We start from the raw sequence: 13,370 nt of genomic DNA, 5'->3' as shown, positions 1-13,370 counted from the left end.
GAGGCATGAGCCGCGCCTTGCGAATTCTCGTTGCCGCCGCCGTATTTTTCGGCGGCATCGTGTCGTTGTTGGCCGCGGAGAACGCGCAACTGGCACGCGGCACGGCGATCACCGATCCCGATCTCCTGCGCGAGCTCGACCAGCACGATGCGCTCACGATCTCGCGCCTGTTGTGGCCGGAGCGGAACGCGAACTTTCCGCTGACGACCGATCTGATGTTTTCGTGGTTGTCGCAGCTCAAGGAGATTCCTCCCGCGATCGAGGCGGAGATCGATCGCTACGTCGCCCAGCAGAAGGCGGCATATCCGACCGAGACCATCGGCGTCGGCGAGGGCTTCGACGTACAATTGTTCGATCGCGCCAATCTGAAATCCCGCGACACCCGTTTCGTGCTGGCCGGCATCGTCAACCGCATGGACCGGGCCTATGTCTCGGAAGACTCCTGCGGCGAGATCAGGCTGATCTATCGTCTTGTGCGTTTCGAGACCAAACCGGATGGCGGCAGGACAGCCACGCGGCTGCCGATGACGCTCAATCTGGTGATGAAGGCGCGCGACGTGCGCCAGATGGACGGGAACGGCAAGCCGATCACCTGCGCCGAGGTCGCGCGACGCTGGCTCGGCAATGGCGACTGGCAGGGGCTGATCGGCAGCGACTTCTTCCCTTACGATGCGATGCTCGATCGCATCGAGACCAACATTCAGATCTCAGTTGCGGCGAAATCGGCGCTGCACGATTTCCGCTCCGACTATCTGCTCAAGGTGTTCAAGTACGACGCCGCCTCGAAGACGTTCGAGGAATCGACGCTGGAGAACCAGATCGACCGCGACCGCATTCTCGCTGACAATGATCTCCGGCGCGACTTCAGGGATTGGCTGCTCGCGCCCGATCATCTTCGCGACTTCGATCGCGGTACGGTGCTGATCCCCGAGAAATTCCTGGCCAAGGCTGCAATCGTGCCGACGCCAGCCGGCCTCGATGCTTCTCCGTTGCAGCCGGAGTTCGGGATGGTGCAAGGGGAGCGCAACGGAGAGGGACAGGGCGAGCCGGTCTTCTCCGACAACGATGTGGTTGGTGCGTTGAAGCAAGCTGCTGCGCGCGGGGACATCCAGAACGTCCGCTCGGTCGCGGGCTTCCAGCGCCGCCTCAATGACGTCACCTGCGCCGGCTGCCACCAGACCCGCGGCATCGGCGGCTTTCACTTCCCGGGCGTTGATTGGCTTGCGGACAAGCCGTCCAACTTGACCATCGTGCCGGCCTCGCCGCATTTTCTTGGCGACCAGGTCCGCCGCCGTGACATCCTGACCGCGATGGCCGCAGGCAAACGTCCTGATTTCTCACGTGGATTTGCCAGCCGGCCGCAGACCCGCGGCAGCACTGAGCTGGCGGGGACCGAATATCAGGACGGCTGGGGCGCGCATTGTTCCCTGGAAAATGCGGGATCGCGATCGACCGACAGGAGTTTTACGTCATGGAGCTGTGCTAAAGGATTGACCTGTCAGGCTGCCGCGGCTTCGCGCCGCATCGGCATGTGCTTCATCAAGACGCGTTAGGCTGTCTCGAACCGGTTTGGATGACCCATGACGGACTCCAGCGAAGCCAACAAGGAGCGCAATCGCGAGATCGCGCAGAATGAAGAGGCCAAGCAGGTTACCGGCAGCATCCGCGTCAGCACCTGGGCGGTCGCGGTCGTCGTCATCATCGGCGGAATCCTGTTCACGCTCGGCTGGCTGGCGCTGAAGTAGCCGCGCCCTCACTTCGCGTAATTCGTCATCCGCTTGCCGGGCAGCAGCTCGTAGGCCGGCTGCCAGCCGGGCAGTGTGGCCATGCGGCCAAGCCAGGCGTGAATGGCGGGATAGCTTTCCGCGAAGTCGAAGCCGTGCTCGTCGCTCGGATAATGCAGATAGGCCATCATCGAGATATCGGCGACGGTCGGCCTGGTTCCGATCGCGAATTCGTTGTGCTGGAGATGACCGTCGAGAATGCCGAGAAAGTCTTCGAGCCGCCTGCGAAAATGTTTCAGCACCTGCGGATCGTTGCTTTGCGTGAAGGCGCGCATGAAGCGGTAGGTCGCCATGTAGCCGGTGAGCTTGTGGTTGTCCCAGAACAGCCAGCGCAGCAGCTCGAACTTTTCCTCCTCGGTCTCGGCGCCGAAACGCCCGTGCTGCTCGGCAACCTTGAGCAGGAGAGGCGCGGTCTGCGTCATCTTCACACCGTCGACTTCGAGCACGGGAATCTCACCCATCTCGTTCACGCTCTTGCGCCATTCCGGCGTGCGCGTGACGCCGCCGCCAAAATCGGTCCAGACCGGCTCGAACCTCTCGCCGCAAAGCGTCAGCATCAGCCCCAGCTTGTAGCTGTTGCCGGATTCGGGGAAGTAGTGCAGGCGGTAGCTGGGCATGGGACCTCGCGATGACTGTGATTGTTGAAGCGATCTACGTCGTCGTCCCGGCGAAGGCCGGGACCCATAACCACCGAACGCAGTTTGGCGAAGATTTGGAGTTATCAGCTTCGTTCGACCTCTTCCTCTCTGGGATATGGGTCCCGGCCTTCGCCGGGACGACAGCGTGGATGTATGACCGCTGTCGGCTCCTTACCCCACAGCCCCCTGCGACCGCAGCTGCTTGATCGCGGCGTCATCGTATCCCGCGCCGCGCAAAATTTCGTCACTGTGCTCGCCGACGTCGGGCGGCTTGCGCGGCTGCACTTTCTTGGCGCCGTCGATCCAGATCGGGCTGGAGATGGTGAGCATGGTGTCGTTTTCGAATGGCACTAGAACTTCGTTGTCAAGCATCTGCTTGTCGTTCGGGATGTCGTCCAGGATGCCGACGATGCCGAACACGAGACCGTTGCCGTCGAGGATCTTGCGCCATTCGGCGAGATCCTTGGTCGCAAAGGTCTCGTCAAAGATCTTGATCAGCTCGACGGAGCGGGCGTGGCGGTCGGGCTTGGTGGCAAAGCGCGGGTCGGTGATGAGATCTTCGCGGCCGAGACACCTGGCCAGCGTCGGAAACTGTTTCTCTTCGCTCAGCAGTGACAGGATCAGCCAGCGGCCGTCCTTGCACTGGTAGTGGTTGGCGACCGCGTTCAACGCGCGTTCGCGCGGCCGCCGCTCGGCGAACTTGGCGCCGCAGAGCTTTGCCTGCGCCAGCACGCTCGCAGCCCACACGCCGTTCGCCATCAGATTGGAGGCGACGTGCGAGCCCTTGCCGGTCTTCTCGCGCTGGTACAGCGCGGTGACGATCGCGCCGTAGAATGCCATGGCGCAGGGATGGTCGCCCATGCCGGCGACCGAGCGGGCTGGCGTCGTGTCGGTGTCGGCGCGGACGAGGTCCATCAGGCCGGAGCGCGCCCAATAGGCGTTGCTGTCGAAGCCGGGCTTGTTGGCCTCTTCGCCTTTCTCGCCATAACCGGTGAACGAGGCGTAGATCAGGCGATCATTGAGATGGGCGAGATGGTCATAGGTGATGCCGAGCTTGGTGCGCACCGGCGGCGGCATGTTGGTGATGAAGACGTCGGCCTCTTCGACCAGCTTGTAGAGCACGGCCTGCGCCTCGGGCTTTGCGAGGTCGAGCGCGATGCTCTTCTTGTTGCGGGCCTCCAGCAGCCAGGCGAAATTGTGCTCGCTGGTCGGATAGCCCGGAATGTTGGGCAGATTGCGGTAGGGATCGCCGGCGCCGGGCGGCTCGATCTTGACGACTTCGGCGCCGAAATCCGACAGCACGGTCGCGGCCGCTGGTGCTGCGATGAAACTCGCGCAATCCAGCACCTTGAGCCCTGCAAAAATGCCCTTTTCCATTGCGGCGTTGCTCCCTCACTCGTGTTGTATCCCGCGCGCTGGAATTGGCGAGGGCCACGTCACGGCAGCATTAGACCGATGTTTCGGCGGGATGCAACGCTCCTCGCCGCGCCTCACTCATCCCCTGCGAGCAGGGCAGCATTGCCGCCGGCTGCTGCGGTGTTGATCGTCACGGTCTGCTCGGTCGCAAAGCGCGCGAGGTAGTGCGGGCCGCCGGCTTTCGGGCCGGTTCCGGACAGGCCGTTGCCGCCGAACGGCTGCACGCCAACCACGGCACCGATCATGTTGCGGTTGACGTAGATGTTGCCGATCTGGACGCGGTCGACGATCGCCTCGATCGTATCGTCAATGCGGGAGTGGATGCCGAGCGTCAGCCCGTAGCCGGTGCGCTCGATCGCTTGCAGGACGCGTTCGAGATTTTCCGCACGATAGCGCACGACGTGGAGGATCGGGCCGAACACCTCCTCGGTGAGCTGGCCGGCATCCCCAAGCTCGAAGATGTGCGGCGCCACGAAGCAGCCCTCCGGCGCGGTGCCGGCAAAGTGCAGCCGCGCCTCTCTCTTCATGCGTGCGATGTGCGCATCGAGGCGCTGCTTGGCCTCGACATCGATCACCGGCCCGATATGGGTCGCGACGTCGCTTGGATCGCCGATCTTCAACTCGCGCGCCGCGCCCGCGATCATCTCGATCATGCGGTCGGCTACGTCCTCCTGCACGAACAGCAGCCGCAGCGCCGAGCAGCGCTGGCCGGCGGAACGAAACGCCGAGGTGACGACGTCGTCCGCGACCTGCTCTGGCAACGCGGTCGCATCCGCGATCATGGTGTTGATGCCGCCGGTCTCCGCGATCAGCGGCACGATCGGCCCGTCCTTGGCTGCCAGCGCCCGGTTGATGCTGCGCGCGACCTCGGTCGATCCGGTGAAGACGATTCCACCGATATCGGGGTGCGCGGCCAGTGCGGCGCCGATGCGGCCGTCGCCAGTGACGAGGTGCAATGCGCTTGCGGGGATGCCGGCCTCGTGCAGCAGCCGCACCGCCTCGACCGCGATGCGCGGGGTCTGCTCTGCGGGCTTGGCCACCACGCTGTTGCCGGCCATCAGCGCCGCCGTGACCTGGCCGAGGAAGATCGCCAGCGGAAAATTCCATGGCGAGATTGCCACGAAGACGCCGCGGCCGCGCATGGCCAGCGCATTGCTCTCGCCGGTCGGGCCCGGCATCGCCACATCGTTGCCGAACAGCTTGCGACCCTGCGCGGCATAATAGCGGCAGAAGTCGGTGGCCTCGCGCAGCTCCGACAGCGCATCGTCGAGCGTCTTGCCGCCCTCGCGTTGCAGCAGCGCTATGAAATGGGGCGCGCGGTTCTCCAGAAGATGCGCGGCCTGCTCCAGCGCCGCCGCGCGCGTGGCTGCGGGTGTCCGGCTCCAGGCGGCAAAGCCGGCGCGCGCCGCAGCCACTGCCGCATTGGCCTGATCCGGCGTTGCGTCCGCGATCGGCTTGAGGTCGATCGTCTCGGCTTTGACCTCCGTCAGCAACCGGTCGAGCGCGGCGCGCGCGCCGAATTCGACGCCGCGCGAATTGCGCCGCTCGGGCGCGAACAGGTCGCCCGGCAACGGAATCTTGGGATGGGCCGCGTGCTGCGGCCGGACGATGGCATCCGCCGGGCGCTGCAACAGCGCCGTAACCGGCACGCGATAATCGGACGCTTGCGCCACGAAGGAGGAGTTGGCGCCGTTCTCCAACAGTCGCCGCACCAGATAGGCGAGCAGGTCGCGATGGCTGCCGACCGGGGCGTAGGTGCGGTAGGCGATGTCCGGGTGATCCTTGGCGAGCTGCTCGTAGAGCGCCTCGCCCATGCCGTGCAGGCGCTGGAATTCGAAGCCGCCGTTCGCACCGGCAAGCTCCAGCACGGTCGCGACGCTCAGCGCGTTATGGGTGGCGAATTGCGGGAAGATGCGTGGCCGCAGACTCAACAGCTTTTGAGCGCAGGCGACGTAGTTCAGATCCGTCATCGCCTTGCGGGTGAACACGGGATAGCCGTCGAGCCCGCGCTCCTGCGCGCGCTTGATCTCGGTGTCCCAATAGGCGCCCTTGACCAGCCGCACCATCAGCTTGCGGTCGTGCGCCCGGGCGAGCGCATCGACATAGTCGATCACGTCGCCGGCGCGCTTCTGATAGGCCTGGATCGCGAGGCCAAATCCGTCCCAACCGGCAAGCGAGGGATCGGCGAGCGTTGCCGCAATCACGTCGAGGGACAATTCCAGCCGGTCGGCTTCCTCGGCGTCGACGGTGAAGTTGAGATCATGGACCTTGGCGCGCTGCGCCAGGTCCAGCAGTTGCGGCACCAGCTCGGCCATCACACCGTCGCGGCTGATTGCCTCGAAGCGCGGATGCAGCGCCGACAGCTTGACGGAGATGCCGGGCCGATCGGGCAGGGGATGGCTGCCCGCCGCCTTGCCGATAGTCAGAATCGCGCTGGCATAGGCGTCGAAATATCGCCTTGCGTCGGTGGCGGTGCGGGCGCCTTCGCCGAGCATGTCGAAGGAATAGCGCTGCCTCTCGCCGGAGCGCGGCCGGGCCCGCTCCAAGGCCTGCGCGATGGTCTCCCCCAGCACGAAATGATTTCCCATCAGCCGCATCGCCTGGCGCGTGGCGGTGCGCACGGCGGGTGCGCCCAGCCGCTTCACCAGCCGGCCGATGGTGCCATCGGGCGTCTCGCCGGGCTGGATCACCCGCGCCGAGAGGCCCAATGCCCAGGCCGAGGCGTTGACCAGGAAGGCGGTGGACTTGGTCTCGTGGTGGATGAAGTCGCCCTCGCCGAGCTTGTCCTCGATGAACTGGTCGGCGGTGCGCGCGTCCGGCACGCGCAACAGGGCCTCGGCCAGCACCATCAAGGCCAGCCCTTCCTTGGTCGAGAGCGCAAATTCCCGCAGCATATCCTCGACTCCACCAAGCCGGTCGTCGCGCTTGCGGATGGCTTCGATCAGCCGCGTCGCGGTGCGATCGATCCGCGCCTCCTGCGGCGGGCCGAGATGCACAGATGGCAAAAGGCGCGCGGCGATATCGGCGTCATCGGGCGCGTAGGCGGCGGAGAAGGGAGGCGGAATGTTCGGCATGGCGTGTCCTGTGGCTTCAATTCAGGATAATGCCCACGCTACCTTAGCTCGATAGACAATTTAGCTCATTCGGCTTAGAAAATGAAGTCGCCCAGTCATTTGACCTTACGGAATATGGAATTAGATCGAACCGACCGGAAGATCCTCTCGATTTTGCAGCAGGACGGGCGAATCGCCAATGTCGAGCTCGCGGAGCGCATTGGGCTGTCGCCGACCTCGATCGGCGAACGGCTGAAGCGTTTGCAGCGAGAGGGCTTTATCGAGGGCTATGGCGCGCGGCTAAACCCGCACCGGCTCGGCCTCGGCCTCCTGGTGTTTGTCGAAGTGCTGCTCGACAAGACCACGCCCGACAATTTCGAGCGTTTTGCCCGCGCGGTGAAGCTGGCGCCCGAGGTGCTGGAGTGTCACATGGTCGCCGGCGGCTTCGACTATCTTGTGAAGGCGCGGCTGGCAGACATGGCTGCGTATCGGCGCTTCCTCGGCGAGACCTTGCTGTCGATGCCCGGCGTGCGCGAAACGCGAACCTATGCGGTGATGGAGGAGATCAAGCGCGACGCACCATTGCCGGTGGACTAACGAAGTGCCGTCGCGATTGTCATTGCTGTGGCGTCCAATGGGCGGTCTTCGCGGGCAAATAGTTCTCCCTGTGCAATCGCAACGCCTGTCGTCGAGTGCACTGACCGTTTCTAAAATTTCTTGGCCCGGCTCCCGGATCGATCCGGGAGTTAGCAAAAGCCGGCGGGCTTATACTTTGAGGTTCTCTGCGGAGCTTTTGCCTCGGTTTGCGATCTCTTCATATTCAACCGTCTGTCCTTCGTTCAGGGACGACAGACCGGCTTTCTGCACTGCCGAGATATGCACGAACACATCCTTGCCGCCCGACGCAGGCTGGATAAATCCATAACCCTTCGTCGGGTTGAACCACTTGACCGTACCTTTAGCCATCACGACTTCTCCGCGGGTCTTCCTCCGAGATCTCGAACCGCCAGTCCCCGCCAACCGGCCGGTTCGGTCCTAATACGATACGCGGAATGTGGCTGGCTTGGTAGCTCAAACCACATCGGCATTTCGGCGAATTCCGCTCAACTTCGCGGCGTTTTTGCCGGATTTGCCCTTTTCGCGGTCACTTGGTCGGCGCGCCGCGCGCCATCCGTCAATAAGTCGCGGCCAGATAATCGACGATCTTGCTGACATCGGCATCGTCGATGGGGGCGCCATAGACCTTGATCATCTTGGTCACCTCGGCCTGCCAGAAACCTTTCTTGTCCTTCATCGGCGGCTGCGTGTTGATGTAGTCGGCGGAGTGGCAGGCGCTGCAATTGCCCTGCACGACTTCGAGATTGGGCCCGAGCTTGAACGCCGCGACCTCATCGGGGGTCTTGTAATTGACCGGTGCTGCAAGTGCCGAACCCACCACGGCGGCGAGGGCGAGCGTGATGGCGAGGAAAACGGTGCGCTGCATGATCATTCCCCTCAAGCCACGGTAACGCGGACGGTTTCGACGACGTTGCGCAAGTAACCCGCCGGATTCCAGCGCGGCGTATCCGGCTGGGTTTCGCCGCCATTGCCGGTGGCGCGCACCTTGAGCTCGTGGGAGCCCGCCGCGAGCTTCACCGGCAGCGTCCATTCACGGAATGAGTATTTGCCGAGATCCTTGCCGAGCCTGGCGTTGGTCCAGGTCTTCCCGCCGTCGGTGGAGACCGCGACCTCCTTGATACCCTTGCCGCCGTCGAAGGCGATGCCGCGCAGCGTCGTGCCGCCTGCTTTCAGCTTGGCTCCGTCCGGGACGCTGGTGATGAAGGAACGGATGGTGAAGCGGTTGATCGGGATCGTCGCCTTCGGCGCGGTGCCCGGCTCGACCGCATTGTTCGGCGTGTCCGGAATGCGATAGGCCGACTTCATCCAGAACCCGTCATAGACATTGTCGACGACGGTGATCTCGTTGAGGTGCTTGACCCAATAGGTGCCGAAATAGCCGGGCACGATCAGGCGCAGCGGAAAGCCGTTGAGGAACGGCAGGTCTTCGCCGTTCATGCCATAGGCCAGCATCACCTCACCGTCGTTGGCGTGATCGATATCGAGCGCCTTGACGAAATCGGGCGTTTTGTCGCTGACCGGACCGTCCATGCCGTTGAAGGTGACCTGCTTGGCGCCGCTCTGCACGCCCGCCATCGCCAGCACGGCCTTCAGCGGCACGCCGCGCCAGCGCGCATTGCCCATCGCGCCGTTGGCGAGCTGACCGCCGGCCACGCGCGGATCCAGGAAGCCGCGGCTGTTGCCGGAGCACTGGTTGACGGCGACGATCTCGGTCGCCTTCATCTTCCTTATATCCTTCAGCGACAGCTTGAGCGGCTTGTCGACCTTGCCCTTGACCTCGAGCGTGAACTTGTCGGGGTCGAGACTGTAGGGCAGGTCGGAAAGGTGATAGCGCACGAAGAACGCGTTATTCGGCGTGATCGGGCCGTCGTTGAACACCGCGAACGGCGTCTCGAGCTGCGGCGGGCGGCTGGTCAGGCCGATCATCGGCCGCTTCTGCGGATATTTCACCAAAGGCCGTTCGCCATTGGCAAAGGGCAGGGCGACGGTGTCGAGTGCCAGCGCTTTGGTCGAGTTCAGTGCAGTCGCAACAGCGGCAAGGCCCGCTCCTTTGAGCAGGTCGCGTCGATCGAACATGTGGTCTCCTCCCGGAGCTTTTCGTTGGATCACGGTCATCACCGCGATCTCTCACTCATCTGTCGCAACGACTCAGATGAAGTCAATTCGTGCTTTCGCAGCAGGCCCATGCCGCTGCGTTGCAGCAAGCCGGTGTTACGCCGCGACGCGTTCGCCGGGATCGACGAGCGCCGACAGCTCCCTCGCGTCCGCAACCACACGCACGGCCATCGGTTCGTCGCGGCCGCGGATCGCGACCTCCTGCTGCGGCAGCGCATCGTCGGCAAGGCCGGCGGTCCGGCGGACTTCCTCCGAGACGATCGCTTCGCAGGCCAGCGTCTTGGTCATGTCCTGGAGGCGGGCCGCGACGTTGACAGCATCGCCCAGCGCCGTGAAGACGATGTGATCGCGATACCCGATGTCACCGATGATGACCTCGCCGCCATGGATGCCGATGCCGAAGCGGATCGGCTGGCGTAGATCGTGGGACAGGAGCTCGTTGAGCTCATCGATATGCCTGGCGATGCCGGCGGCGGCCTTCAGCGCCTGCCGGCAGGCGGTTTGCGGATCGGCGCTCAGTCCGAACAGCGCCAGCATGCCGTCGCCGACAAATTGGTTCGGCTGGCCGCCATTCTCGATCACAGCCTGCGAGACGGCGCCGAGGAAGCGGTTGACGATGAACACGGTGTCGAACGGCAGCCGCTTCTCGGCCAGCTGCGTCGAGCCGCGCATATCCACGAACAGGCTGACGAGATAGCGCTCCTGGCCGATTCTGGCAGGCGTCGAGGCCTGTGTGTTCGCCGAAAGCGTATGCGCGGTGAAGAGCTGGAAGAAGGAGAGATCCGACGTCGGCCGCAGCTGGCAGGCCAGCCTGATCGAGGGGTCACTGGTGCCGACACGGGTGAGCACGAACGCCTCGCGCTGCGACGGCTCGGGCAGGGCGCCATGATCGCCGATGATGCGGATGCGGCAGGTCGAGCAGCGGGCGCGGCCGCCGCAGACGCTGGCATGCGGCACATTGTGGCGCAGGCTCGCTTCCAGCACGGAGAGGCCCTTGGGGACGCGCACCGTCTTGCCGTTGCCGTAGGACAGCGCGATCATGCCGCCGCGCCGCTCGCACAGGGCGCGCGCGCCACGCGCCAGCAGCGCCAAAGCGAGCAGTCCGAGATAGCCGGCGGTGAGGCCGCCGGTGATGCGGTCGAGCATCGCGGCCTCTGCCGTGGTGCCCAGCTGGCGGCGCGTGAGATTGTGCGTCCGCCATTCCCCGTCGTCGGCCTCGACCTCGACGCTGCGGCCACCCTGGTAGACACCCAGCAGCGACAGCGTCGGGATCAGCACGGCAGCCGCGAGCAGATAGGGCGCCGCGCGCGTGAAGAACGGTTTGAGGCGAAGCCAGAAATAGATGCCGATGCAGCCGTGCACCCAGGCGATGAGAAGCAGGATCGTCATGGTCCAGATACGGTTCGACGCGACGAAGAACAGATAGAGTTCCTGCGGATAGAGTTTTTGGTGTCCGTAAAGCGTCTGACCGAGCCGCACCCCGATCACATGCGCCATGACCAGCGCGGGGATGCTCAAGCCCAGCACGAGCTGCAGCGGCTCGACCGTCCGCCAACGGAACTGCCGGCGCTGATACAACGCGTAGATGCCGAGCCCCATATGCGTGAGCGCCGCCGTGTAGAACACGATCGCAACCGGCAGGAACTGCCAGAACAGCATGTGGTAGTAGACCCCGATCTCCATGGCATCGACCGAGATGTTGCCGAGCGCATGGTTGAGGAAATGGCTGACCACATAGGCGAACAGGATGACACCGCAAACCAGCCGCACCTGGCGTACGCTGATGGCGCGGGAAAGATCGGAAAATCGTGTGGATGCGGTTGCGGCCATGATTCTGTTGTATCAGTTCATGAAGGAGAACAGCCAGCGTCGCGTTTAATTCCGGGGGTGGATAGCGCGCCCGATCACATGCGCGGCAAGCGGCCGCAATCTCCGTGTCGTCCTGGACAAGCACCCCCGGGGGCGCACGCGGATCCGGGACGACGGTACCCAACATTGACTCCCCCTCCCAGGTTGGCGAAAAGCGCCGCCGTGAGGACAGCTCCCGACATCACGATGCTCCCCGCCGGCGCGGCGCGCCGGCCGCTCGTCATGGCCGCGGCGATCATCGCCGCGATGACGCTGCTGCGCATCGTCTACGCCTCGGTCATCGAGCTGCGCACGGACGAGGCCTATTACTGGACCTGGTCGCAGGAGACGGCGCTCAGCTTCCTGGATCATCCCCCCGGCATCGCCTGGCTGATCCGGTTCGGTACTGCGATCTTCGGCGACACCACACTCGGTGTGCGCTTCGGCGGCATCGTCGCGATGCTGGTGACGCAGCTCCTGCTCGCGGACATCGTCCGCCGCCTCACTCATGATGTGCGCGCCGTCGTGCTCGCGGTGCTGATGCCGGAGGCCGCGCTCTATTACGGACTGCTGATGGCCAAGGTCGCGCCCGATGTCGCCATGATCCCGTTTGCGGTGGCAATGATGTGGTGCCTGGTGCGGCTCGCGCAGGGCGGCGACGGCCGCTGGTGGCTCGCGGCCGGCCTGTTCGCCGGGCTCGCGATGCTGTCGAAATTTACCGTGATCATGTTCGCACCGGCGGTTGCCGCCTTTCTGCTGGTGCCGGATTGGCGCTGGCGCTGGTTGCGCAGCCCCTATCCTTATCTCGCGGTCCTGATCGCAATCGCCGTGTTCTCGCCGGTCCTGATCTGGAACGTGCAGCACGACTGGGCCGCGATTCGCTTCCAGGGTGTGCGCGCCACCACCAGCTACGGCATCTCGCTCCGCACATTCGGCGACTACATCGGCCTGCAATTCGGACTGGTCGGCTTCGTCATGCTGCCGGTGGTACTGACGGGGGTGGTGCTGACGGCGTGGCGCGGCTATAGCACGCGCGAGCCGGTCGCGATTTTGCTGTCGACCGCGGTCCTGGTGCCGTTTCTCTATTTCCTGGCGAAATCGCTGACCCTCCGCGTCGGCGACACCTGGCCGATGTTCATGTGGCCGGTCGGTTTCGCCGCCGCCGCTGTCAACCTCACCATGCTGTCGCGTGAAAAATGGTCGGCGCGGATGATCAGATCGTCGCTGTTCTGGGTCAACACGGCGGTGGTCTCCGGCACCGCCTTTGTCGTCATCGTGTTCCTCTACTACGTCGCCGCGCCCTGGAATTTACTTGGCAAGATCGATCCGATCGGTGCCGAGTCCGGTTACGAGCAGGTCGCCGCGCGCGCACAGGCCGCATTGGACGAGACTGGCGCGACCTGGATCGCCACCACGGACTACCGCACCTATGCCATGATGCGCTGGCTGTTCAGGGGCCGGGTGCCGGTGATCGAGATCAACGAGCGCGGCCGCTTCCAGGACTTTCGCGATCCGGGCATGGACCGGATCAAGGGCCACGTCGGCATCTATGTCGGGCGCGAGCCGGACAATCGCTCATCACTGTGGGAGAACATCCCCGCCAAGCGCGAGCCGCTCGGTCAGGTCGAGCGCCGCTGGCGCGGTCTCGTGATGGACACGTACACGCTGGAAAAGCTCACCGGCTGGACCCCAGAGCTGTCGCCGCCGAAAGACTCGCCGCTGTTCCGGTGGCGCGTGCTGGCGGGCGAGTTTGAGCGGCGTACGCTCGCCTAGCAAGGCGGCCTTCTTCCTTCTCCCCTTGCGGGAGAAGGTGGCGCGAAGCGCCGGATGAGGGGTCTCTATCCGCTAAGACGACTGCGAGAGGCGCGCGCGGAGAGAACCTCTCACCCGTCTCGCCG

At 64.4% G+C, this 13,370-nt stretch carries 11 protein-coding genes; 4 read left to right on the top strand and 7 right to left on the bottom strand.

The features are described 5' to 3' along the window. Positions 1–5: 5 nt before the first annotated feature. Together IVB32_RS06230 and IVB32_RS06225 are read left to right on the top strand one after the other, a co-directional pair. Positions 6–1,553, top strand: coding sequence for a hypothetical protein (locus IVB32_RS06230; RefSeq protein ID WP_247296117.1), 1,548 nt, complete (start codon positions 6–8; stop codon positions 1,551–1,553). 27 nt (positions 1,554–1,580) lie between these two features. Continuing rightward, positions 1,581–1,745 carry a hypothetical protein gene (locus tag IVB32_RS06225; RefSeq protein ID WP_007596528.1) on the top strand — a complete coding sequence of 55 codons (165 nt, stop codon included), beginning with the start codon at positions 1,581–1,583 and terminating at the stop codon, positions 1,743–1,745. Positions 1,746–1,753: 8 nt separating this feature from the next. Here the strand turns inward: IVB32_RS06225 and IVB32_RS06220 are convergent, their stop codons facing one another. The 3 genes from IVB32_RS06220 to putA all read right to left on the bottom strand — a co-directional run bounded on the left by IVB32_RS06220 (position 1,754) and on the right by putA (position 6,912). Further along, positions 1,754–2,401, bottom strand: coding sequence for a glutathione S-transferase family protein (locus IVB32_RS06220; RefSeq protein WP_247409997.1), 648 nt, complete (start codon positions 2,399–2,401; stop codon positions 1,754–1,756). 192 nt (positions 2,402–2,593) lie between these two features. After that, complete coding sequence (locus IVB32_RS06215) at positions 2,594–3,799, bottom strand: CoA transferase (protein ID WP_018453671.1); 1,206 nt, start codon at positions 3,797–3,799, stop codon at positions 2,594–2,596. 113 nt (positions 3,800–3,912) lie between these two features. Then, a complete protein-coding gene (gene putA / locus IVB32_RS06210) occupies positions 3,913–6,912 on the bottom strand; it encodes a bifunctional proline dehydrogenase/L-glutamate gamma-semialdehyde dehydrogenase PutA (RefSeq protein ID WP_018453672.1) in 3,000 nt (999 codons plus the stop codon). 114 nt (positions 6,913–7,026) lie between these two features. Here putA and IVB32_RS06205 point away from each other — a divergent pair, with 114 nt between their 5' ends. Next, on the top strand, positions 7,027–7,488 hold the full coding sequence (locus IVB32_RS06205) for an Lrp/AsnC ligand binding domain-containing protein (RefSeq protein WP_018453673.1): 462 nt from the start codon (positions 7,027–7,029) through the stop codon (positions 7,486–7,488). 168 nt (positions 7,489–7,656) lie between these two features. Here IVB32_RS06205 and IVB32_RS06200 read toward each other — a convergent pair whose 3' ends face one another. The 4 genes from IVB32_RS06200 to IVB32_RS06185 form a co-directional block, all read right to left on the bottom strand. After that, positions 7,657–7,857, bottom strand: coding sequence for a cold shock domain-containing protein (locus tag IVB32_RS06200; RefSeq protein WP_007596519.1), 201 nt, complete (start codon positions 7,855–7,857; stop codon positions 7,657–7,659). A gap of 208 nt (positions 7,858–8,065) precedes the next feature. Next, positions 8,066–8,374 (bottom strand): sulfite:cytochrome C oxidoreductase subunit B, encoded by a 309-nt coding sequence (locus IVB32_RS06195; protein WP_026232570.1) that lies wholly within the window; start codon positions 8,372–8,374, stop codon positions 8,066–8,068. Positions 8,375–8,385: 11 nt separating this feature from the next. Then, on the bottom strand, positions 8,386–9,585 hold the full coding sequence (locus IVB32_RS06190; protein ID WP_018453675.1) for a molybdopterin-dependent oxidoreductase: 1,200 nt from the start codon (positions 9,583–9,585) through the stop codon (positions 8,386–8,388). Between the two features lie 135 nt (positions 9,586–9,720). Then, positions 9,721–11,454 carry an adenylate/guanylate cyclase domain-containing protein gene (locus IVB32_RS06185; RefSeq protein WP_018453676.1) on the bottom strand — a complete coding sequence of 578 codons (1,734 nt, stop codon included), beginning with the start codon at positions 11,452–11,454 and terminating at the stop codon, positions 9,721–9,723. A gap of 225 nt (positions 11,455–11,679) precedes the next feature. On the opposite strand from IVB32_RS06185, the gene IVB32_RS06180 reads away from it, so the two are divergent. Further along, positions 11,680–13,245, top strand: a complete 1,566-nt coding sequence (locus IVB32_RS06180) for a glycosyltransferase family 39 protein (protein ID WP_018453677.1) — start codon at positions 11,680–11,682, stop codon at positions 13,243–13,245. The last annotated feature ends 125 nt before the right edge of the window (positions 13,246–13,370 follow it).

The organism is Bradyrhizobium sp. 23, from assembly GCF_023073295.1.
Lineage (GTDB): Bacteria > Pseudomonadota > Alphaproteobacteria > Rhizobiales > Xanthobacteraceae > Bradyrhizobium > Bradyrhizobium canariense_D.
Note: the sequence above shows the minus strand (reverse complement) of the source record. Positions and strands in the feature narration are given on the sequence as shown.